This window comes from Ancalomicrobiaceae bacterium S20 (assembly GCA_040269895.1).
Lineage (GTDB): Bacteria > Pseudomonadota > Alphaproteobacteria > Rhizobiales > Ancalomicrobiaceae > Methyloraptor > Methyloraptor flagellatus.
Genome location: CP158568.1, coordinates 2,502,602 through 2,524,542 on the forward strand (window position 1 = coordinate 2,502,602; position 21,941 = coordinate 2,524,542).

General features: G+C 68.4%; 17 protein-coding genes and 1 pseudogene. 14 read left to right on the plus strand and 4 right to left on the minus strand.

Annotated features, from left to right (window positions below):
- Positions 1-19: 19 nt before the first annotated feature.
- The 4 genes from ABS361_11420 to ABS361_11435 all read left to right on the plus strand — a co-directional run bounded on the left by ABS361_11420 (position 20) and on the right by ABS361_11435 (position 3,757).
- Positions 20-1,132, plus strand: a complete 1,113-nt coding sequence (locus ABS361_11420; protein ID XBY42737.1) for an electron transfer flavoprotein subunit alpha/FixB family protein — start codon at positions 20-22, stop codon at positions 1,130-1,132.
- A 30-nt stretch (positions 1,133-1,162) separates the two neighbouring features.
- Positions 1,163-2,470 (plus strand): FAD-dependent oxidoreductase, encoded by a 1,308-nt coding sequence (locus tag ABS361_11425; protein XBY42738.1) that lies wholly within the window; start codon positions 1,163-1,165, stop codon positions 2,468-2,470.
- 34 nt (positions 2,471-2,504) lie between these two features.
- A complete protein-coding gene (locus ABS361_11430; protein XBY42739.1) occupies positions 2,505-2,813 on the plus strand; it encodes a ferredoxin family protein in 309 nt (102 codons plus the stop codon).
- A 338-nt stretch (positions 2,814-3,151) separates the two neighbouring features.
- Complete coding sequence (locus ABS361_11435; GenBank protein XBY42740.1) at positions 3,152-3,757, plus strand: NUDIX hydrolase; 606 nt, start codon at positions 3,152-3,154, stop codon at positions 3,755-3,757.
- Between the two features lie 68 nt (positions 3,758-3,825).
- Here ABS361_11435 and ABS361_11440 read toward each other — a convergent pair whose 3' ends face one another.
- The 3 genes from ABS361_11440 to ABS361_11450 form a co-directional block, all read right to left on the minus strand.
- Positions 3,826-4,542, minus strand: coding sequence for a helix-turn-helix domain-containing protein (locus ABS361_11440; protein ID XBY42741.1), 717 nt, complete (start codon positions 4,540-4,542; stop codon positions 3,826-3,828).
- A gap of 156 nt (positions 4,543-4,698) precedes the next feature.
- Positions 4,699-5,085 carry a hypothetical protein gene (locus ABS361_11445; GenBank protein XBY42742.1) on the minus strand — a complete coding sequence of 129 codons (387 nt, stop codon included), beginning with the start codon at positions 5,083-5,085 and terminating at the stop codon, positions 4,699-4,701.
- Positions 5,086-5,159: 74 nt separating this feature from the next.
- Positions 5,160-5,642 carry a hypothetical protein gene (locus ABS361_11450; protein ID XBY42743.1) on the minus strand — a complete coding sequence of 161 codons (483 nt, stop codon included), beginning with the start codon at positions 5,640-5,642 and terminating at the stop codon, positions 5,160-5,162.
- Between the two features lie 78 nt (positions 5,643-5,720).
- On the opposite strand from ABS361_11450, the gene ABS361_11455 reads away from it, so the two are divergent.
- The 9 genes and pseudogenes from ABS361_11455 to ABS361_11495 all read left to right on the plus strand — a co-directional run bounded on the left by ABS361_11455 (position 5,721) and on the right by ABS361_11495 (position 18,403).
- Positions 5,721-6,305 carry an XRE family transcriptional regulator gene (locus ABS361_11455; protein ID XBY42744.1) on the plus strand — a complete coding sequence of 195 codons (585 nt, stop codon included), beginning with the start codon at positions 5,721-5,723 and terminating at the stop codon, positions 6,303-6,305.
- 100 nt (positions 6,306-6,405) lie between these two features.
- A complete protein-coding gene (gene glyA, locus ABS361_11460; GenBank protein ID XBY42745.1) occupies positions 6,406-7,674 on the plus strand; it encodes a serine hydroxymethyltransferase in 1,269 nt (422 codons plus the stop codon).
- 365 nt (positions 7,675-8,039) lie between these two features.
- Positions 8,040-10,274 (plus strand): PAS domain-containing protein, encoded by a 2,235-nt coding sequence (locus ABS361_11465; GenBank protein ID XBY42746.1) that lies wholly within the window; start codon positions 8,040-8,042, stop codon positions 10,272-10,274.
- A 331-nt stretch (positions 10,275-10,605) separates the two neighbouring features.
- On the plus strand, positions 10,606-10,851 hold the full coding sequence (locus ABS361_11470; GenBank protein ID XBY42747.1) for an acyl carrier protein: 246 nt from the start codon (positions 10,606-10,608) through the stop codon (positions 10,849-10,851).
- Between the two features lie 14 nt (positions 10,852-10,865).
- Positions 10,866-12,044, plus strand: a complete 1,179-nt coding sequence (locus tag ABS361_11475; GenBank protein XBY46878.1) for an acyl-CoA dehydrogenase family protein — start codon at positions 10,866-10,868, stop codon at positions 12,042-12,044.
- 4 nt (positions 12,045-12,048) lie between these two features.
- Entirely contained in the window at positions 12,049-12,978 is a 930-nt protein-coding gene (locus ABS361_11480) for an amino acid--[acyl-carrier-protein] ligase (GenBank protein XBY42748.1), read from the plus strand.
- A pseudogene (locus tag ABS361_11485) lies at positions 12,923-14,034 on the plus strand (DUF1839 family protein). Before ABS361_11480 ends, ABS361_11485 begins: the two are co-directional and overlap by 56 nt.
- 94 nt (positions 14,035-14,128) lie before the next feature.
- Complete coding sequence (locus ABS361_11490) at positions 14,129-16,624, plus strand: glycoside hydrolase family 2 protein (protein ID XBY42749.1); 2,496 nt, start codon at positions 14,129-14,131, stop codon at positions 16,622-16,624.
- Positions 16,625-16,765: 141 nt separating this feature from the next.
- Positions 16,766-18,403 carry an amino acid permease gene (locus tag ABS361_11495; protein XBY42750.1) on the plus strand — a complete coding sequence of 546 codons (1,638 nt, stop codon included), beginning with the start codon at positions 16,766-16,768 and terminating at the stop codon, positions 18,401-18,403.
- Positions 18,404-18,542: 139 nt separating this feature from the next.
- Here ABS361_11495 and ilvD read toward each other — a convergent pair whose 3' ends face one another.
- Positions 18,543-20,402 carry a dihydroxy-acid dehydratase gene (gene ilvD / locus ABS361_11500; protein XBY42751.1) on the minus strand — a complete coding sequence of 620 codons (1,860 nt, stop codon included), beginning with the start codon at positions 20,400-20,402 and terminating at the stop codon, positions 18,543-18,545.
- Positions 20,403-20,701: 299 nt separating this feature from the next.
- On the opposite strand from ilvD, the gene ABS361_11505 reads away from it, so the two are divergent.
- A complete protein-coding gene (locus ABS361_11505) occupies positions 20,702-21,820 on the plus strand; it encodes an AAA family ATPase (protein ID XBY42752.1) in 1,119 nt (372 codons plus the stop codon).
- Positions 21,821-21,941 lie beyond the last annotated feature (121 nt).

Below are 21,941 nucleotides of genomic sequence, written 5' to 3' on the forward strand. Positions count from 1 at the left end.
TGAACCGGAGGAGAGACCGATGTCGGACGCCCCGAAGCCCGCCGCCAATCCCGCCGCCGGATCGCGAGCCGGCATGAAGAAGGAGCTCCCCGAGCACTTCAAGGCCTACAAGCACGTCTGGGTATTCATCGAGGTCGAGCGCGGCCAGGTGCATCCGGTCTCGTTCGAACTGTTGGGCGAAGGCCGCAAGCTCGCCGACAAGCTCGGCGTCGAACTCGCCGGCGTCGTGCTCGGCCCGCCGGGCGAGGCGACGCGCGCGGCAGTCGCCGAAAGCTTCGCCTACGGTGCCGATCTCGCCTATCTCGTTGAAGATCCGCTGCTCGCCGACTATCGCAACGAGCCGTTCTCGAAGGGCCTGACCGATCTGGTCAACACCTACAAGCCCGAGATCCTGCTCCTGGGCGCGACCACGCTCGGCCGCGATCTCGCCGGCTCGGTCGCCACCACGCTGCTGACCGGCCTCACCGCCGACTGTACCGAGCTCGCGGTCGATGCCGACGGCTCGCTCGCCGCGACCCGGCCGACCTTCGGCGGCTCGCTGCTCTGCACGATCTACACGCTGAACTTCCGGCCGCAGATGGCGACGATCCGGCCGCGCGTCATGGCGATGCCGGAGCGCACCGACAAGCCGGTCGGCCGCGTGATCACCCACCCGCTCGGCCTGGTCGAGGCCGATATCGTCACCAAGATCCTGTCGTTCCTGCCGGATCGCGACGCGGGCAAATCGTCGCTCGCCTATGCCGACGTCGTGGTCGCCGGCGGCATGGGCCTTGGGGCGGCGGAGAATTTCCAGCTCGTGAAGACGCTGGCTGCGACGCTCGGCGCCGAATTCGGCTGCTCGCGACCGGTGGTGCAGAAGGGCTGGATGCCGGCCGAGCGGCAGATCGGCCAGACCGGCAAGACGATCCGGCCGAAGCTCTACATCGCGGCCGGCATTTCCGGTGCCATCCAGCACCGCGTCGGCGTCGAGGGCGCGGATCTGATCGTGGCGATCAACACGGACAGGAACGCGCCGATCTTCGACTTCGCCCATGTCGGGCTGGTCACCGACGCGATCCGGTTCCTGCCGGCGCTGACCGAGGCCTTCGCCCGGCGCCTGAGCCCCCACAACCGCGACAAGCTCGCCGGCTGAGCCCGCGAACCGCTCCCGAGGAGAGATGCCATGATCGAGGAAAAGTTCGACGCCATCGTGGTCGGCGCGGGCATGTCCGGCAACGCCGCCGCCTATACGCTCGCCTCGCGCGGCCTGAAGGTGCTCCAGCTCGAGCGCGGCGAATATGCCGGCTCGAAGAACGTCCAGGGCGCCATCATGTACGCCGACATGCTGGAGAAGATCGTCCCGAACTTCCGTGAGGACGCGCCGCTCGAACGCCACATCGTCGAGCAGCGGTTCTGGATGATGGACGACACGTCGCACACCGGCATGCACTACCGGTCGGACGACTTCAACAACGACCGGCCGAACCGCTACACGATCGTGCGCGCCCAGTTCGACAAGTGGTTCTCGCGCAAGGTGCGCGAGGCTGGCGCGACGGTGCTGACCGAGACGACCGTTACCGAGCTGGTGCAGGACGCCTATGGCAAGGTGATCGGCGTGCGCACCGACCGGCGCGGCGGCCAGATCCATGCCGATGTCGTCGTGCTCGCCGAGGGCGTCAACGGCCTGCTCGGCAGCCGCGCGGGTCTGCGCAAGACGCCGGCGCCGGAGACCGTCGCACTCGCGGTCAAGGAGATGCACTTCCTGCCCGAGGAGACGATCGCCCAGCGCTTCAACCTCAAGGGCGACGAGGGCTGCGTGATCGAGGCCGCCGGCACGATCTCGCGCGGGATGACCGGGCTGGCCTTCCTCTATACCAACCGCGAGTCGATCTCGGTCGGCATCGGCTGCCTAGTCTCCGATTTCGCACGCGAGATGGAGAGCCCCTACGCGCTGCTCGAGGCGTTCAAGCAGCACCCGTCGGTCCGCCCGCTGCTCGAAGGCTCGGAGGTCAAGGAATACGCGGCCCATCTGATCCCCGAGGGCGGCTACCGGGCGATCCCGGAGCTCTGCGGCGACGGCTGGGTCATGGTGGGTGATGCGGCGCAGCTCAACAACGCCATCCATCGCGAGGGCTCGAACCTGGCGATGACCTCCGGCCGGATCGCCGCGGAAGCGATCTTCCAGGTCAAGAGCCGGCGCGACCCGATGACGAAAGAAAACCTGCAGCTCTACAAGAAGATGCTGGACGAGAGCTTCGTCATCAAGGACCTGAAGAAATACAAGGACATGCCGAACCTGCTCCATACCAATTCGGCGAATTTCTTCATGACCTATCCGCAGCTCGTTTCCAAGGCGGCGCAGAGCTTCCTGCATGTCGACGGGACGCCGAAGCTCGAGAAGGAAAAGGAGACCACCCGCGCCTTCATCAAGGCCCGGACGCGTCTCGGCCTGATCGGCGACGCCTTCCGCCTCGCGCTCGCCTGGCGCTGACCGGGCCCATCCATCTCACCTTCGGGAGGAACCCATGAATGCGATCGTGAAGCCGGAAACCGACGTTCGCGTCGAGGACAAGCTGTTCCAGAACCGCTACCAGGTCGATGCCGGGCGGCCGCACATCAAGGTGGCTCCGCACGACAAGCCGAGCGCGTCGCTCCTGGCGCTGACGCGGGTCTGCCCGGCCAAGTGCTACGAGCAGAACGACCGCGGTCAGGTCGAGATCACCGCCGACGGCTGCATGGAATGCGGCACCTGCCGCGTGCTGTGCGAGGCCTCGGGCGAGATCGAGTGGAACTACCCGCGCGGCGGCTACGGCGTGCTGTTCAAGTTCGGCTGAGCGCGGCACGATGGGACTTCGGCGCGGCCGACGATGCCGCGCCGAACGCATGGCACCCCTGCAGATATTTCAGTCCGCTCTTTTCCCTTGGCGTCAACCGGTCGCGAATTCGCCCGCAAACGCCCACATTGGACCGCGACAAGGGGGGTAGCCACGCCCCCGGCGGTGGGCCGCAGCCTGGACTGCGGGAACAGAACCCGACGCATGCGCGATATATGTGCAGCGCCGTCCGGGCCACGTAATGGTCACGAAACGTAAACTACATACGTTGCTCGCCCGCCCACCCAGTCCCCCCGTTGTCGGATCGGCGTCGACCATCCGACCGAGTCGCGACCACGATGAAGTCACCGACCGCACGTCAGATCGCCGCTCTGCCCATCCGTCTCGGGACGGACGGAGAGATCGAGATCGCCCTCGTGACCTCGCGTGAGACCCGCCGCTGGATCGTGCCGAAGGGCTGGCCCATGAAGGGCCTGAAGCCTTACGAGGCGGCAGCGATCGAGGCGAAGGAAGAGGCGGGACTGGTCGGCGAGATCGAGAAGAAGAAGCTCGGTTCGTATCAGTATTTCAAGCGCAGGGATCAGCGGTTCGACCTCTGCGAGGTCGACCTCTACAAGCTCTGGGTCAAGACCGAGCTTGAGGACTACCGTGAAAAGGACCAGCGGACGGTCCGCTGGGTCAATCGGCGCGAGGCGCTGGCGGCGATCGAAGAGGTCGGCCTGCGCGATCTGGTCGAACGCCTCGGCACGGCCGGCTCGATCCTGCCGGTCAGGAAGCGGAAGAAGGCTGCGGCCGAAGGCGAGACAGGCACGGCCGAGCACGCCGAAGCGACGCCGCGCAAGAAGCCGAAGCCGATCAAGGCGAAGCGCACGTCGCCGCCGAAATCGAAGCGCAAGCGCGCGCGCAGCGAGCCGGTCGAGACGCCCGCCCACGCCGCCAACTGACGACATCTCGCGGCCGGGCTCGGCGCCGGACCCGGGGTCCGACGCCGATACCGTGCGAGGTCGGCGCTTCAGCCCTCGGCGAGCAGGCCGAACGGCGTGTCGGCCGTCTGCCCGGCCTCGGTGCGCAGCGCCCTGCGATCCAACACCTTGAACCGCGTGTGGTGCCGGATCTCGATCAGCCGGCGCTTGGCCAGCACGTTGAGGTTCCGGCTGACGGTCTCGAGCACCAGGCCGAGCCAATCGGCGAGGTCCTGGCGCGTCATCGGGCATTCGAAGCCGTCGCCGCGGTCGCCGATCACCTGTTCGAGGCGCAGCACGGCGGCGCTGACCCGCTCCATCGCGGTACGCCGTCCGAGCAGCAGCGCCTGGCAATGCTGGCGCGACAGCGAACAGGCCGCAAGGTCGAGCACGCGTGCGGTGCCGTCGGCATCGCTCGCCAACTCCGGCCAGCGCAGGCTGCGGATGCGGGTCGCGGTCAGGGCCTCGGCCGTGCAGTCGTGCCGGGCGCCGCGCGCGAGGCCGAAGGCATCACCGCGTCCGAGCACATCGACGATCTGGCGGCGGCCATCGTCGGTCCAGCGTGTCAGCGTCACGCAGCCTTCGACGACTTCGAGAATGTCCCGCGCCGGATCGCCCTCGCGGACGATCACCGCATGCGGCAGGTAGCACCGCACCGGGGGATGGACAGAGGGGGCCGCGAAAACGGCACGCTGGATCTCGGCGGCGGATCGCGCGAGATCGCCGCCGACCGCGGGAGGCGGCAGGGCATCGACGATACGAAGCATCGGTCGGGTCTTTCGCTCGCATGAACGGACGCGGGCGGCCGCAGTCACGCCGCCGGGCAGTCCGGAATCGGGTAAGGGCTCGCGCGCCAACGCGCTCGGGCCCTGCGATATGCGACAAGGTTGCCTGTGTTCAGGCGCCACTTCAGGCGTCGATTTTCAGACAACGGTGCGAGCGAGGGGCGGTCCGCGCGACAGCGGCGCATCGACCTCGGACAGGTCGTCCCGTCCGGCCGGCTGCGGCAACCAGGTCGATAGGGTCAGGACGATCGGCAGGACCGGGGGCAGCTCGATCGCCTCGGGCGCGCCGGTCAACAGGCAGACCGAGCAGAGCTCGCCGGGGTGGTGCGAGGCGAAGGCGGCCGTGTCCTTGCGCACGCACAGGGTCGGCACGATGCCGCCGGGCAGTTCGTACTCGGCCGCGACCGGCGCGGGCGTCAGGTCGATGCCGACAGAAACATGCGCGAAGCCGATCGTGACGGCGACCAGCGCGAACAGCGCCAGACACAGCCTTCGACATCCGTTCGATCGCAGCGCAGCATGCATGTCGCCATGCTTACGACGCCCCGCGCGCTAGTCAATCCGCGCGATGACGCAGCGGTGGTACGGCCTGACCTGCCTCAGGCGCAGGCCTGGAGCGCCGGCAGGCCGTCACCGAAGGTGATCGCCCGCTCGATCGGCGGCAGCCCCGCTGCAAAGGCGCGCACCACCAGGCGCCCCTGCGCCGCCGGCGCGATCTTGAGATCGCGCGCCGGATCGAAGGCGGCCATGGTCGCGCCGGCGAGCCGGACCGCGAGCATGCGTCGATTGAGTGCGCGCGCAGCAGTCACGCGGTCGGGCACCGCATCCGGATCCGAGATACCGGAAAAGCCGTCGATCAGCGCTCCCGACACGGCCTCGCGTTCGCTCGGCACGCCGTCGATCTCGACCACGAGCCGAAACACGCGAGTCGGCCAGGACCGTGCCAGATCGCCGGCGATTTCCGCGGCCGAACGCCTGATCTCCGCCATCGACATCATCGCACGTCCAGGCACGCCATCGACGGTCGAGCCGTCGACAGCGGTCGCGGGGGCGGCGAAGGAGCGGAACGGAATGTTCGACATAGCGGATTGCCTTCCAGTTTCCCGGACTGTATATTCGCTATATTGGACGAATGCAACCGATCCGAGGCTCGCGACCGCATGGGACTGGAAAAGATCGCCGACCCTTCCGCCGCGCCGGCGATCGGCCCCGCGCTGCAGGGCCATCGCAAGGCGCGCGGGCTGACGCTCGAGCAGCTCGCAGGCCTGTCGGGCGTGTCGAAGTCGATGCTGTCGGAGATCGAGCGTGGCCGGGCGAACCCGACCTTCGCGGTGCTCTGGAGTCTGACGCGCGCGCTCGGCGTCGCCTTCGACGAACTGGTCGACGGACGCGTGCCGAGCGATCCGGAACCGATCGAGGTGGTGCCGGCCGAGCATCTGCCACTGATCAACAGCCCGGACGGCGCCTGTCGGCTGAAGATCCTGAGCCCGCCGCATCTCGCCGGCTCGACCGAATGGTACGAGATCGAGATCGCGCCCGGCGGCCGACATGTGAGCGGCGCCCATGCCAAGGGCGCGATCGAGCATTTCGCCGTGATCGAGGGCCGCTTCGAGGTCGGCAGTGGTGCCGCGCGGCGGACGATCGGCGCCGGAGAAGTCGCGCGCTATCCCGCCGACGTGCCGCATGAGCTCGCCAACGCGGGGGCCGGCCCGGCGAAAGGCATGCTCATCGTGCTGTTCCGCTGACCCCCATCACAACCGCCCCTACCGCCCGCGCGGCGGCGCCCCTACCCATCCTCTACACCCGGCGCCGCGGCGCGCCGGCTTCCCTGGAGAGCAAAAGACCATGACCACCCTGCACGAGGGCTATTTCACCGCCGGCCTCGACGCCGATCCCGAACTCGCGGTCGCGATCCGCGGCGAGCTCGAGCGTCAGCGTGACGGCATCGAGCTGATCGCCTCCGAAAACCTCGTGTCCCGGCTCGTCCTGGAAGCCCAGGGCTCGGTGCTGACCAACAAGACCGTCGAGGGCAAGCCGCACGCGCGCTACTACGGCGGCGCGGAATTCGCCGACACGATCGAGGCGCTGGCGGTCGCCCGCGCCAAGCAGGTGTTCGGCGCCGCCTTCGCGAACGTGCAGCCGCACTCCGGCTCGAATGCCAATGCCGGCGTGTTCCTCGGCCTCCTGAAGCTCGGCGACACGATCCTGTCGATGGACACTGCCGCCGGCGGCCACATCAGCCACGGCCACCCGGCGACGCTGACCGGCCGCGACTACACCATCGTCCGCTACGGTGTTTCGCGCGAGACCGAGCGCATCGATCTCGACCAGGTCCGCGATCTCGCCAAGGCCCATGCGCCGCGCCTGATCGTCGCCGGCGGCTCGGCCTATCCGCGCGCGATCGACTTCGCGGGTCTGCGCGCCATCGCCGACGAGGTCGGCGCGCTATTCATGGTCGACATGGCGCATTTCGCCGGCCTCGTCGCCACGGGCCTGCATCCGCACCCGTTCCCGCACGCCCATGTCGTCACCACCACGACCTACAAATCCCTGCGCGGCGCGCGCGGCGGTCTGGCGCTCTGGAACGATCCGGCGCTGTCCGACCGGATCGATTACGGCATCTTCCCCGGCGTGCAGGGCTCGGTGATGCTGCACGCCGTCGCGGGCAAGGCGGCCTGCCTCGGCGAGGCGCTCCGGCCGGAGTTCGCGGCCTACAATCGCGCCGTCGTCGACAATGCCGCGACGCTCGCCGAGACGCTCGCGGCGGCCGGCATCCGGCTGGTCGCCGGCGGCACCGACACGGGCCTGATGCTGGTCGATCTCTCGAACCGCGGCGTGACCGGCGATGTCGCGGCCAAGGCGCTCGAGAAGGCCGGTCTCGCGGTCAACAAGAACCTGATCCCGTTCGATCCGCGCCCGCCGGAGGCCCCCTCGGGGCTCCGGCTGTCGAGCAACGCCGGGACCGCGCGTGGCTTCGGACGCGAAGAATTCCGCCGCATCGCCGGGTTCATCGACCGGGTGATCGCCAACCCCGCAGACGAGGCCCTGCTCGGCGCGATCCACGCCGAGGTGACGGAGCTGTGCCGGCGGTTCCCGATCTACGCCGGGCTCTGACCGCCAGACCCGAAATGCAGTTGCGGCGGCCGTGGGGCGACCCCGAGCCGCCGCCCTTTGTGAGGCTTACGCTAAGTCATTATTGGGAATTCAAGCGAATCCGCCAAGCTTAGGCTATCCGCGCTTTTACGGCTGCCCCAAATCGATCCGTTCCAAGTATCCATAAAAACGGGCAATTCCGCAATTTCCAACGCACTCGATACAGATCCGGCACTCTGAATTTCATGAGATCTCCATATGGTGTCTGTGTAATTTCTAAAAATGCACACCGTATTGGACGCTAGTCTTTCCTCGACGACGGGAACGTGTCATGCTGTTGCCGTCGTCGACGGGTGTTCGCGCACCCGTCGACGCGAGGAGGACGGATGAAACATGTGCTCGGGCTCTATCGCATCTGCCGGTCCGAGCGTCGCCCAATCGGTTATGTCGCGGCACTGATCATCGTGGCTGCGGCGACCGTCCTGCGCTTCGCGCTGCAGGCCGAGGCGCCGCCCAACCTCCGCTTCGTCCTCTATTACCCCGCGATCCTGATCACCGGAGCGCTGTTCGGGATCGGCCCGGGCCTGCTCGCCCTCGCCCTCTCAGTGGCGGCGATCTGGTTCTTCTTTATCGGCGACCCTGCGGCCTTCGAGGCCCTGAGCGTCTCCGAAGAGACCGCGATGGTCATGTTCGTCGCCGCCAACCTGCTGCATCTTCTCGTCACGGGACTGCTGCGCGCCGCGACCGACGAATCGCGGGCCGCCATGGAACGGGCGAGCGACGCCGAGCGGCGGCTCACCATGGCGCTGGCGGCGGGGCGCATGGGCACGGTCTCCTACGATTGCCGGATGCTGGTCGGCAGCTGGTCGGCGACCGCGGCACAGATCTTCGGTCACCCGCCGGTCGAGCGCGCCGCAACCGTCGCGGACTGGCGCGCGCTGATCGTGCCGGAGGACTGGCCACGCGCCGAGGCCGTGCTGTTCCGCGCGATCGCGTCGGTCGACCGGTTCTACGCCGGCGAGTTCCGCGTGCGCCGTTCCGACGGCGCGATCCGGACCGTCGATTTCTCAGGCTCCGTGATCGCCGACGACCGCGGTCTGGCGCTCGGCATGGAAGGCGTCGTGGTCGACGTCACCGATCGGGTCGAGCAGCGTCGGCGGATCGAGGAGCTGGCCGACGATCTGGCGCGCAGCGAGGAGCGACTGCGAATCGCCGCCAACAGCGCGCAGATCGGCACCTGGGACTGGAACCCGGTCGAGAACACCCGAACCTGGTCGGACGAGTTCCGGGCGATCCTCGGTGCGCGGCCCGATCAGCCGGCCGATCCGATCTGGTTCGGCGAGCGCATCCACCCCGCCGACCGCGAGCGCGTGATCGCCGACCATACCGCGGCCATGGCGGTCGACGGCCCCGGCCGGCACGACAACGCCTTCCGCATCATACGCGCCGACGATGGCGCGATCCGGCATGTGGTGGTGCGCGGCCGCGTGATCCGCGACACCGAGGGCCGGGTCGTCCGCGCGATCGGCACCATGATCGACGCGACCGAGATCAAGAGCGCCGAACTCGCCATCGCGCGGAGCCGCGACCGCGTGGCGGTCGCGACCGCCGCCGCCGGGCTCGGCGTGTTCGAATATTCCGCACGCCATCCGGACGGCGTCTGGGAGAACGAGCGGCTCTACGAGATCTTCGGCCGCGATCCGGCGCGCGGGCCGATCCCGCTCGAGGAGATCCGTCGCGAGGTGGTCATCGCGGAGGATCGCGCCGGCTTCGAGGCGATGGCCGCCGAGGCGGCGCGCGGCGGCGAATTCCGCTTCCAGTTCCGGTTCCGGCATCCGAGCGAGGGGGTTCGGCGTGTCGAAGTGGTCGGCCGCGGCTCGCACGATGCCGACGGCCTCCGGATCGTGGTCGGCACGGTCAAGGACATCACCGAACGCCACAATGCCGAAGAACGTCAGCATATGCTGATCAACGAACTGAACCACCGCGTGAAGAACGTGCTGGCGACGGTACAGGCGATCGCGGTCGCGACCATGCGCGGCAATCCGGTGCTGCCGGATTTCCAGGGCCGGCTCGGCTCGCTGGCCGTCGCCAACGACATTCTCACGCGCGAGAACTGGGAGCGCGCCGACATCCGCTCGCTCGCGGAGGAAGTGCTCGCCCCCTATCGCCGTCCCGACGGCTCGGGCACCACGATCGAGGGGCCGGCGGTCACCCTCGGCGCACGCGGCGCGCTGGCAATCGCGATGACCTTGCACGAACTGGCCACCAACGCGGCCAAGTATGGCGCCCTCTCGGTGCCGGAAGGCCGTGTCGTCGTGCTCTGGACGCTGACGCCCGACGGCGGGCACCACAGGCTGCTCGTCACCTGGCGCGAGAGCGGCGGGCCGCCGGTCTCGGTACCGACCCGCCGCGGCTTCGGATCGCGGCTGATGGAGCGCATGCTGGCCCAGGAGATGGGCGGCTCGATCGAGATCGAATATGCGCCGACCGGTCTGCATGCCACGATCGTGCTGGCCCTCGGCACCACACCGGCCGAAGCCGCGCGGCGTGACGGCCATACCGTGGACGCTCCCCGGAGCCGCAGACGCCGCCGCTGCGCGCGGCGGTGCCGAGCCTGAAGCTCGTCAGCAGCAACACGCCCGGCGCCTGATCCGCCCACGCTGGCGCTGCCGTCCTACCCCTCGCCCCGACATGCCTTTCGCCCCGACATGCCCTTCGCACCGCGCCCCACCCGGGACGCGGCCGCGAGGGTGTGCGCATGGGTGTGGCACACGGCGGACCGGGACGGCGCACATGGTTGAGAATGTCTCAATCACTCAAAAGTCCGCCCGGAGTTAAACCCTCCTGAAACCATGTTCAATTGCTGACGTTTGGAGATTTACCGAGATCGAACACTTGAGGCGTTTCATGTCCCGCGACATTCGAACCCGTCGTGGTGGGAGTATTCGCATGACCGACCGCATTCGCGCTCTCCTCAAGGACCGTAATCTGGTTCCGTTCAATATCGACAGCATCGCGGACGATGCCGACCTCTACGAGGCCGGCCTCACCTCCTTCGGCTCGGTCCAGCTGATGCTCGGCCTCGAGGAAGCCTTCGACATCGAATTCCCGGAACGGATGCTGACGCGCCGGACCTTCGCGACGATCGCCGCGATCTCTGCCGCGGTCGACGAACTCGCCAGCGAGAAGGTCTGAACGCCATGGTCGTCATGGAAACCAACATCACCGCCGAGGCGGCCGACAGCCGGATGCGGCGGGTCGCGGCCGAGGTGGCCGCCAAGGCCGCCGATGCGGTCGACAAGGAAGGCCGGTTTCCGACCGAGACCTTCGACGCGCTGAAGCGCGAGCGCCTGCTCGGCGTGATGATCCCGCCCGAGTTCGGCGGCGAAGGCCTGTCGGTCGGCGAAGTCGCGGAGCTCTGCGCCATTCTCGGCGGCGCCTGCGGCTCGTCGGCGCTGATCTACGCCATGCACAACATCAAGGTGTCGAGCTTCGTGACCCATGGTCGCGACAGCGCCTGGCACCGCGACTACATGCGCAAGATCGCCGAGGATCAGCTGCTGATCGGCTCGGCGACGACCGAATACGGCATCGGCGGCGACCTCCGGAACTCGATCTGCGCGGTCGAGGTCCAGGGCGACCGCTTTACGCTGACCAAGGAGGCCAACTGCATCTCCTACGGGCTGCAGTCGGACGCGATCCTCGTCACCTGCCGGCGTTCGCCGGAGGCGGCGAGCTCGGATCAGGTCATGGTCTGCGTGCGCCGCGAGGACTGCACGCTCGACCAGACGACCACCTGGGACACGCTCGGCATGCGCGGAACCAACTCGGTCGGCTTCACGCTCAAGTCGGCCGGCAACGCGGCGCAGATCTTCCCGCATCCGTTCTCGGAGATCGCGGCGCAGTCCATGCTGTCGATGACCCACATCCTGTGGGCCGGCGCCTGGTACGGCATCGCGGCCGACGCGGTCGCCCGCGCGCAGGCCTTCGTCAAGGCCGCCGCCAAGAAGACCCCGGGCCAGCTGCCGCCGGGCGCGCTGCGCCTCGCCGAGGTCGTGGCCATGCTTCAGGAGATGAAGGGCTGCGTCAACGCGCGCATCGAGCGCTACGAGGCGGTCAAGGACGATGCCGACGCGCTCTCCTCGATGAGCTTCGCGGCCGACATCAACAACCTGAAGATCTCGGCCTCGGAGCTCGGCATGCGCGTCGTCGAGCACGCGCTGCTGATCACCGGCCTGCCCGGCTACCGGAACGATACGCCGTTCAGCGTCGCCCGGCACATGCGCGACATCCTGTCGGCGCGGATCATGATCTCCAACGACCGCATCCTCTCCAACACGTCGAACCTGCTGCTCGCCGGCCGCTTCGACAAGAGCCTCAGGAGCTGACCCCATGGACGCCAAGGTGACTGCCGGGCCGGCCGCGAAGGCCCTTCTCGACGATCTGTTCGCCAACGGCCTGCTCTTCCCGAGCGGCGTCGACGGGCTCTACGGCCGCTCCGGCACCTTCGAGGAGGTGATCGAGCGCTTCGAGGCCGCCGTCTCCAAGCTCGGCGACGTCGACAATGCCGAGCGCATCCACTTCCCGCCCGGCATGGCGCGCGCCACGCTGGAGAAGTCGGGGTATCTCAAGAGCTTCCCGCAGCTCGCCGGCTGCGTGCACTCGTTCATGGGCGGCGAGGCCGAGCACGCGCAGCTGCTCGCCAAGATCACCGCCGGCGACGACTGGAGCGAGCTCCAGGACGCCACCGACGTCTGCCTGACGCCGGCCGCCTGCTACCCGCTCTATCCGACCGTCGCCGCCCGCGGCGCGCTTCCGGAAGAAGGTAAGCTGTTCGACCTCAAGTCCTACTGCTTCCGCCACGAGCCGAGCCAGGATCCGGCGCGCATGCAGCTGTTCCGCATGCGCGAATACGTCCGCATCGGCACGCCGGAGCAGGTGCAGAGCTTCCGCAGGAGCTGGCTCGAGCGCGGCCAGGGCCTGATCAACTCGCTCGGCCTGCCCTGCCACGTCGATCTCGCCAACGATCCGTTCTTCGGCCGTGCCGGCAAGATGCTCGCCAACAACCAGCGCGACTCGGGCCTCAAGTTCGAGCTGCTCATCCCGATCACCTCGGAGGAGAAGCCGACCGCCTGCCTGTCGTTCAACTACCACCAGGACCACTTCGGCTCGCTGTGGAAGCTGCAGTTCGCCGACGGCACGCCGGCCCATTCGGGCTGCGTCGGCTTCGGCCTGGAGCGCGTCGCGATCGCGCTGTTCAAGCACCATGGCCCCGATCCGAAGCGCTGGCCGGCGGCGGTGCGCAAGGTTCTGTGGGGCTGAGCCGATGATGGCCAACGCGACCGTGATTCCAGGCCTCGATCCCGCGTCCTACCGGCCCCATGCGCTGCATGGGGCGACGCGAATCTGGCCGGAGACGAACTGCTCGGTCGACCTCACGATCGAGGTCGTCCATGCACTCGGGGGCGACCCGACGGCCGCGCTCGGCTTCACCGTGACCCAGGATTTCGAGGGCGACCAGTTCACCTTCTTCAAGGTGCCGCAGGCCGACCTCGAGACGCTCTTCGGCGTGGAGACCTGCGAACTGTCGGTGTTCGACGATCTCGGCGCCCATGTCGCGCTCCAGATCGAGCGCGGCCGGCTGCCGCTGGTCGAGGTCGATGCGTTCTTCCTGCCCGACACGCGCGATGTTTCGTATCGCACCGCGCATTCCAAGACGACGATCGGCATCAACCGCATCGACGTCGCGGCGCGCCGGATCGAGTACTTCCACAACGCCGGCTTCTTCGCTCTCTCAGGCGAGGACTTCGACGGGATCTTCGGCGTGCCGGGTTCGCGCGAGCACCAGGGGCTGCCGCTCTTCCCCTATACCGAATATCTGAAGGTGCGCCCCGATCGTGCGCCCCGCGACATCCGCGCGACCGCGCGCGGGCTGCTCGTCCGGCATCTCGCGCGCCGGCCGGTCGGCAATCCGATCCGCGCCTATGCCGAGGCCTTCCCGCCCATGCCGCGGATCTCGCGACCCGCGCGCCGACCTATTTCCACACCTACGCCTTCAACACGATGCGCATGGTGGGCTCGAACTTCGAGCTGCTCGCCGCGCATCTCGACTGGCTCGACGAGCCGGGATTGGCAGAGCCGCGCGCCGCGGCGATCAAGATCGCCGAGGACGCCAAGGCCGCGCAGTTCAAGCTCGCGCGCGCCATGGCGCGGCAGAAGTTCGAGCCGGTTCTGGAGGCGATCGGCGTGATGGCCGGTTCGTGGGACGCCGCCATGGCCGGGCTCGACGCCTGGGCCGCGGGTGCGGAGACCGCGCGGCGGCTTGAGGGCCGCGCATCGTCGCCGCCGCCTGGCTCGCTCACCGCAGTGTTCCGCTAACCGCCGTGGTCTACGCTCGCGTGGACGGCCCCCGCCGTCTTTGCCCTGCCGGGACGGCCCCGCCGTCCACGCCCCGCCGGACAGCTCGCACCCCATGGCCCAGATCCTCGCCCAGACCTCGCAGATCGTGACGCCGCTCGACGCGGGTTGGCGCGTCGCCGTCGTCCCGGCCGGAGCCTGGGATCGCGCGACCGCCCTCGCCGCACGGGATACCGACGCCTTCGTTCCCGCACCGGTGCCCGGCACGGTCGCCGCCGCGCTGATGGCTGCCGGCCGCTACGATCCGGCGCAGCCGACGCCGCTCCATGACAAGGACGCCTGGTACGTCACCACGCTCGACGCCGGGCCGTGCCGACTGGTGTTCGAGGGGCTGGCGACCTTCGCCGAGGTGTTCCTCGACGGCGAGACGATCCTGGCCTCGACCGGCATGTTCGAGGCGCATGCGATCGACGTCGCACCGCGCGCCGGCGCCGTGCTCGCGATCCGCTTCGCGAGCCTCGATGCCGCGCTGGAGCCGCTGAAGGGTCCCCGGGCGAAGTGGCGCCCGCAGATGATCCCCAACCAGAAGCTCCGGCTCGTTCGCACCACGCTGCTCGGGCACATGCCGGGCTGGTGCCCGGAGGTGCATGCCGTCGGCCCATGGCGGTCGATCCTGCGCATCGACCGCCGCCCCGAGGCAGCGCCGGTGCGGATCGACCACGCCGACCTGCGCGCGACGCGCGACGGCACGACCGGCACGCTGAGCTTCGACATCACCGGCGACTGGCCGGAAGGCGCGACCGCGACACTCTCCTGCGGCGGCGCTTTCGTCACGCTGTCGACCGAGGCCGGCCGCGTCGCCGGCCGGCTCGAGATCCCCGACGTCGCGCCCTGGTGGCCGCGGACGCACGGGACGCCGACGTTGCACGAGGTGCGGCTGGAGATCGCCGGCACGATCGCCGATCTCGGCCGCGTCGGGTTCCGGACGATTACCATCGACCACGGGCCGGACGGGCGCCGCTTCGATCTTCTCGTCAACGGCGTCCGCATCTTCTGCCGCGGCGCGGTCTGGACCGACGCCGATCTGGTGCGCCTGCCGGGCGACCGGGCGAGCCTCGAACCGGAGTTCGACCGGCTCGCGGCCGCGCACGTGAACATGGTCCGCGTCGGCGGCACCATGGCCTACCAGGGCCGCGCCTTCCACGACCTCTGCGACGAGCGCGGCATCCTGGTATTCCAGGATCTGATGTTCGCGAACTTCGACTACCCGGCTGCCGATCCGACGTTCCTCGCCCAATGCGAGACGGAGGTGCGCGAGTTGCTCGACCGGTTGCAGACCTCGCCGTCGCTGGCGATCCTCTGCGGCGGCAGCGAGGTGCAGCAGCAGGCCGCCATGCTCGGCCTGCCGGCGCGGGCCCTCGCCTCCGACCTGTTCGACCGGCTGGTGGCGGAGATCGTCGCGGCGATCCGGCCGGACGTTGCATACATTCCGTCGTCGCCGTACGGCGGCGAACTGCCGTTCGTCGCCGATTGCGGCGTCACGCATTACTACGGCGTCGGGGCCTACGAGCGGCCGCTCGAGGACGCGCGTCGCGCCAATGTCACCTTCGCGGCCGAGTGCCTCGCCTTTGCGAACGTCCCCGACGAGACGACGCTCGCGCGGCATCTCGCCGTCCCGGCCGTGCACGACCCGCGCTGGAAGGCGCGCGTACCGCGCGATCTCGGCGCCTCCTGGGACTTTGAAGACACGCGCGATCACTATCTCGGCCGCGTCTTCGGCCTCGATCCCGCGCGCCTGCGCCGCGAGGATCCGGCGCGCTATCTCGACGCCTCGCGCGCGGTCGTCGCCGAAGTGATCGAGCGCACCTTCGACGAATGGCGCCGGCCGGGCTCGCCGACGGCCGGCGCGTTGGTCTGGAACTGGAAAGACTTCCTGCCCGGCGCCGGCTGGGGCGTCACCGATGCGACCGGGCGACCGAAGTCCGCGTGGTACGCGATGCGCCGGGCCTTCGCGCCCTTGCGCATCATCCTCATGGACGAAGGCGTCAACGGGCTGCACGTGCATGTCGTCAACGATCGCCCGACGCCGGTCGCGGGGCGGCTGTCGCTCGCCTGTCTCAAGGACGGGGCGACGGTCGTCGTGCGCGGCGAACGCGACGTCGAGGTGCCGGCCCGCGGTTCGATCACGCTCCGCGCGACCGAGCTGTTCGGCGCGTTCTTCGACGCCACCTACGCCTATCGCTTCGGACCGCCCGGCCACGACCTCACGGTCGCGCGGCTGACCGCGCCGACGGAGGCCGGTGCGGCGCCCGAAACCGCGCCCCTTCTCGCCGAAGCGGTGCAAGTCCCGCGCTGGCCGACCGAGCGCACGGCCGTCGGCCTCGCCGCGCGGGTCGATCGCGATGCGGAGGGCTGGTTCGTCGCGGTCTCGGCCGCCCGTGCGGCCCTCCATGTCCATGTCGCCGACGACACCCGCGTGCCGCTCGACGACGGGTTCGCCGTCGTGCCCGGCCGCGAGACGATCGTGCGGTTCTTCGAAGGCGCAGATCCGGACGCACGCCCGGCCGGTACGATCCGCGCGCTGAACGGCCTCGCCCCCGCACGCTACTGACATCGCATCCCGTTGCGGCAGCTCGCCAATCGCGTGTCGCTGCAATTTGGACTGGCACGCTCCCTGCTTTGACCAAACGGTCCATGCCGCATTGCCGAGATGGCGAGGCGCGGAATGGGCAAGGCACGGGGAGAGCCACCGATGAGTATCTTCGCCAAGGACACATCCTACACGGACGCCGACCACAAGGCCGACGTGTCCGTCCTCCACTCGCTCGGCTACGCGCAGGAGCTCGAGCGGCGGATGAGCACCTTCTCGAATTTCGCGATCTCGTTCTCGATCATCTGCATCCTGTCCGGCGGCATCAACTCGCTGGCGCAGGGCATCGCGGGCGCCGGCGGCGCGGCCATTGGCATCGGCTGGCCGCTCGGCTGCCTGATCTCGGGCGTGTTCGCCATCGCCATGGGCCAGATCGCCTCGGCGTTTCCGACCGCCGGCGGCCTCTATCACTGGAGCTCGATCCTCGGCAACCGCTTCACCGGCTGGCTGACCGCTTGGCTCAACCTGCTCGGCCTCATCACCGTGCTCGGCGCGATCAACGTCGGCACCTGGGGCTTCTTCGCCGGCTCGATTGCGCCATGGTTCGACATCGTGACCGATACGACGACCGCGGCCGGCTTCCGCAACCAGATCGTCTTCGTCGCCGTGATCACCTTCGCGCAGGCGCTGGTCAATCACTTCGGCATCAAGACCACCGCCAAGCTGACCGACTTCTCCGGCTACCTGATCTTCGCGACCGCGATCGTGCTGACGCTCGCGCTGTTCGCCTTCGCGGCGCATTGGGACATCAGCCGGCTCTGGACCTTTGCCAATTATTCGGGCGACCCGACGCTTAATGCGGCGAACGAACTGAAGGGCGATCCGATCTGGCCGAACAAGGTCTCGGGCCTGATGGTGTTCCTGCTCGGCCTGCTTCTCCCGATCTACACGATCACCGGCTACGACGCCTCCGCCCACACGGCGGAAGAGACCCACAAGGCCGCGCTCGCCGCGCCGCGCGGCATGGTGTCGTCGGTACTGTGGTCATCGGTGTTCGGGTACCTCATGCTGGTCGCCTTCGTGCTGGCGATCCCGAACATGGACGATGCCGCCAAGCAGGGCTGGAACGTGTTCTTCTGGACGCTCGACGGCACGCTGCCGGTCTGGCTCAAGAACGTGCTCTATGTCGCGATCTTCGTCTCGCAGTTGCTGTGCGGGCTCGCGACCGTCACCTCGGCCTCGCGCATGATGTACGCCTTCGCGCGCGACGGCGGCCTGCCGTTCTCGTCGGTCCTGAAGAAGGTCTCGGCCAGCCATCGCACGCCGGCGGCAGCGATCTGGACCGCGTCGGTGGCGGCCGTGCTGTTCGTCTGGGGCGCCTCGATGATCACGATCCAGGGCGCCTCGGCCTATTCGATCGTCGTCTCCTGCACGGTGATCTTCATCTTCTTCTCCTTCGCGGTGCCGATCTCGCTCGCGGTGCTCGCCTATGGCGACACCTGGACCAAGATGGGCCCGTGGGATCTCGGCAAGCCGCTGTTCTGCCTGTTCGGCATCCTGTCGGTGATCGCGGCGATCTTCATCTTCTTCGTCGGCGTGCAGCCGCCGAACGACTGGGCGCTGGTGATCACCGTCGGCTTCGTCGTGCTGGCCGGGCTGATCTGGAAGCTGTTCGAGGAGAAGCGGTTCCAGGGTCCGCCGATCGGCGACATGATCGAGAAGCGCAAGGGCGAGATCGCCGCCGCCGAGCAGGCGGTCGGCGAGGCGCCCGCGACCGGCGGCCTGCCCGAGACGGCGTGAGCCATCCGCCGCGGCCCGCTCGCCTCCCAAACGACAACGGCGGCACCCGAGGGTGCCGCCGTTGTCATATCTCGGTACCGTTCTCAGTGCCCGTGGTCCGGACCGATCGAAGCCGGGGCGCCGTCGCGCCCTGCCCGCGTCAGTGCTTGCGCTCGACCTGGGAGACGTCGCGCACCGCGCCCTTGGCGGCCGAGGTGGTCATCGCCGCGTAGGCGCGCAGCGCGGCCGAGACCTTGCGCGGGCGCTCCCGCGCCGGCTTCCAGGCGTCGATGCCTTTGGCCTCCATCGCGGCGCGGCGGGCGGCCAGGACATCGTCGGCGACCAGCAGTTCGATCTTGCGGTTCGGGATGTCGATCAGGATGCGATCACCCTCCTCGACGAGGCCGATGGTGCCGCCCTCCGCCGCTTCCGGCGAGACGTGGCCGATCGACAGGCCCGAGGTGCCGCCCGAGAAACGGCCGTCGGTGACCAGCGCGCAGGCCTTCCCCAGGCCCTTCGACTTGATGTAGCTGGTCGGGTAGAGCATCTCCTGCATGCCGGGGCCGCCCTTCGGGCCCTCGTAGCGGATGAGCACCACGTCGCCGGCTTCGACCTTGCCGCCGAGGATGCCGCCGACCGCTGCGTCCTGGCTCTCGAACAGCTTCACCGGGCCCTCGAAGCGCAGGATCGAGGCATCGACGCCGGCCGTCTTCACGATGCAGCCGTCCTCGGCGAGGTTGCCGTAGAGCACGGCGAGGCCGCCGTCCTTGGAGAAGGCGTTGTCGACCGAGCGGATCACGCCCGACTTGCGATCGGTGTCGAGCTCTTCCCAGCGCGCGGCCTGGCTGAACGCGACTTCGGTACGCACACCGCCCGGCGCCGCCTTGTAGAACTCGCGCACGCTCTCGGCATTCGACCGCGTGATGTCCCAGCGCTCGATCGCCTGGGCGAGCGTCGGGGCATGGACGGTCTTGGCGTCGCCGGCGACGAGGCCGCCGCGGGCGAGCTCGCCGAGGATGCCGACGATGCCGCCGGCGCGGTGGACGTCCTCCATGTGCACGTCCGCCACGGCCGGGGCGACCTTGCACAGCACCGGCACACGACGCGACAGCCGGTCGATGTCGGCCATGGTGAAGTTCACGCCGGCCTCGTGGGCGGCGGCGAGCAGATGCAGCACGGTGTTGGTCGAGCCGCCCATGGCGATGTCGAGCGTCATCGCGTTCTCGAACGCTTCAAAGGTCGCGATCGCGCGCGGCAGAACACTGGCGTCGTCCTGCTCGTAATAGCGCTTGGCGAGGTCGACGATCAGATGGCCGGCCTCGACGAACAGGCGCTGGCGATCGGCGTGGGTGGCGAGCGTCGAGCCGTTGCCGGGCAGCGACAGACCGAGCGCCTCGGTCAGGCAGTTCATCGAATTGGCCGTGAACATGCCCGAGCACGAGCCGCAGGTCGGGCAGGACGCCTTCTCGATCGCGTCGACCTCGTCATCGGAATAGCTGTCGTCGGCGGCGGCGACCATGGCGTCGACGAGGTCGAGCGCCTTGATCTTGCCGCGCAGGTTGACCTTGCCGGCCTCCATCGGGCCGCCCGAGACGAACACGGTCGGGATGTTGATGCGCAGCGCCGCCATCAGCATGCCGGGGGTGATCTTGTCGCAGTTCGAGATGCAGACCATGGCGTCGGCGCAGTGCGCATTGACCATGTACTCGACGCTGTCGGCGATCAGGTCGCGCGAGGGCAGCGAATAGAGCATGCCGTCGTGGCCCATCGCGATGCCGTCGTCGACGGCGATCGTGTTGAACTCCTTGGCGACACCGCCGGCCTTCTCGATCTCGCGCGCGACGAGCTGGCCGAGGTCCTTCAGATGGACGTGGCCGGGCACGAACTGCGTGAAGGAGTTGACCACCGCGATGATCGGCTTGCCGAAATCGCCGTCCTTCATGCCGGTCGCGCGCCAGAGGCCGCGGGCGCCGGCCATGTTGCGGCCGTGGGTGGTGGTACGGGAGCGGTAAGCGGGCATCGGTCGTTCCTCGGGCGCGGCGGCCGAAAGCCGCTCGTTCTTTCGCGTGGATGTCACATAGCGTCTTGGCGGCACAATGGCGAGGGGGAAGGCCGCGGGAGCGGCCATGTCGCAGCGCGGGGGCGAGGACGGGCCGCGGCGCAATTGTTGCTCTTTTGTTCTCAATCTGCGAGAGTAACACCGTCTGCCGGCGTGGCCCGTGGGAATCGGCTAGGGTCGCCCGGCATCGGCGGGCGATCCGGCTTCGGGCACCTGCAATGAACGCGGCAAGGACGACGGCAGCAAGAGAACCCTCGAGAATGGATTGGTCGACGGAACAGGATGCGGCGCTCGTGTCGATCGCGCGCTGGCTGAAGGAGAAACCGGCCGACAAGCAGGTCTTCCGGCTGTTCGGCTTCGCCGGCACCGGCAAGACCACGCTGGCGCGGCATCTCGCGGCCGGCATCGACGGCGACGTCTGCTTCGGCGCCTTCACCGGCAAGGCGGCGCTGGTCATGCGCCAGAAGGGCTGCGACGGCGCCTCGACCATCCATTCGATGATCTACCGGCCGAAGCGCAAGAGCGAGGACGACGAGGGCGAGGACGAGGAGAGCTTCTCCTTCGCGATCAACCGGCATTCCGACGTCTCGAAAGCGTCGCTGATCGTCATCGACGAGTGCTCGATGGTGGACGAGGAGCTCGGCAAGGACCTGCTGTCGTTCGGCAAGCCGACGCTGGTGCTCGGCGACCCGGCGCAGCTGCCGCCGGTCAAGGGCGGCGGCTTCTTCACCGACGCCGAACCGGACGTGATGCTGACGCAGGTCCACCGGCAGGCGGCCGACAATCCGATCGTGCGCATGTCGATGGAGATCCGCGCTGGCGGTACGCTCGACTATGGCAGCTATGGCGAGAGCCGCGTCATCCGCCGCAAGGAGATCGACGCCGAGCGGATTCTCGGCGCCGATCAGGTGCTGGTCGGCCTGAACAAGACCCGCAAGGCCTACAACACCCGGATCCGCGAGCTGCGCGGCTATACCAACCCCACGCCGGAAGTCGGCGAGAAGCTGGTCTGCCTGCGCAACGACAAGACGCGCGGCCTGCAGAACGGCGGCATCTTCCGGGTCACGCGCGTCAAGGATCCGAAGAGCGGCTTCCTGAAGTTCGACGTGCAGCCGGACGAAGTGCTCGAGAAGTCGCGCATCCATGTCTCGGTCCTGCCGGCCTTCTTCGAAGGTGGCGAGGAGGCGTTGCCGTTCCAGCTGAAGCGCAAGTCGGACGAATTCGACTATGGCTATGCGATGACCGTGCACAAGGCGCAAGGATCTCAGTGGGACGACCTGGTGCTGTTCGACGAGAGCTTTGCTTTCCGCGAACATAGATCGCGCTGGCTCTACACGGGCGTCACGCGGGCGGCCGAGCGTATCACCATCGTGATGTGACCACGCCCCGCACGGCATTTGCGCGTGCTGCAGCGCACAGCACGGTATACTGGAATTCTACAATTTTATCAGACAACTCGACCAACCGGATCTTAACCTTCGCCTTCTAGGGTTCGCGATG

Coding starts and splice junctions, on each gene's coding strand:
- ABS361_11495 (XBY42750.1), top strand. CDS start 16,766: ATGAGTATCTTCGCCAAGGACACATCCTACACGGACGCCGACCACAAG.
- ABS361_11450 (XBY42743.1), bottom strand. CDS start 5,642: ATGTCGAACATTCCGTTCCGCTCCTTCGCCGCCCCCGCGACCGCTGTC.
- ABS361_11465 (XBY42746.1), top strand. CDS start 8,040: ATGAAACATGTGCTCGGGCTCTATCGCATCTGCCGGTCCGAGCGTCGC.
- ABS361_11430 (XBY42739.1), top strand. CDS start 2,505: ATGAATGCGATCGTGAAGCCGGAAACCGACGTTCGCGTCGAGGACAAG.
- ABS361_11455 (XBY42744.1), top strand. CDS start 5,721: ATGGGACTGGAAAAGATCGCCGACCCTTCCGCCGCGCCGGCGATCGGC.
- ABS361_11435 (XBY42740.1), top strand. CDS start 3,152: ATGAAGTCACCGACCGCACGTCAGATCGCCGCTCTGCCCATCCGTCTC.
- glyA (XBY42745.1), top strand. CDS start 6,406: ATGACCACCCTGCACGAGGGCTATTTCACCGCCGGCCTCGACGCCGAT.
- ABS361_11425 (XBY42738.1), top strand. CDS start 1,163: ATGATCGAGGAAAAGTTCGACGCCATCGTGGTCGGCGCGGGCATGTCC.
- ABS361_11440 (XBY42741.1), bottom strand. CDS start 4,542: ATGCTTCGTATCGTCGATGCCCTGCCGCCTCCCGCGGTCGGCGGCGAT.
- ABS361_11480 (XBY42748.1), top strand. CDS start 12,049: ATGGACGCCAAGGTGACTGCCGGGCCGGCCGCGAAGGCCCTTCTCGAC.
- ABS361_11475 (XBY46878.1), top strand. CDS start 10,866: ATGGAAACCAACATCACCGCCGAGGCGGCCGACAGCCGGATGCGGCGG.
- ABS361_11470 (XBY42747.1), top strand. CDS start 10,606: ATGACCGACCGCATTCGCGCTCTCCTCAAGGACCGTAATCTGGTTCCG.
- ABS361_11445 (XBY42742.1), bottom strand. CDS start 5,085: ATGCATGCTGCGCTGCGATCGAACGGATGTCGAAGGCTGTGTCTGGCG.
- ABS361_11505 (XBY42752.1), top strand. CDS start 20,702: ATGGATTGGTCGACGGAACAGGATGCGGCGCTCGTGTCGATCGCGCGC.
- ABS361_11490 (XBY42749.1), top strand. CDS start 14,129: ATGGCCCAGATCCTCGCCCAGACCTCGCAGATCGTGACGCCGCTCGAC.
- ilvD (XBY42751.1), bottom strand. CDS start 20,402: ATGCCCGCTTACCGCTCCCGTACCACCACCCACGGCCGCAACATGGCC.
- ABS361_11420 (XBY42737.1), top strand. CDS start 20: ATGTCGGACGCCCCGAAGCCCGCCGCCAATCCCGCCGCCGGATCGCGA.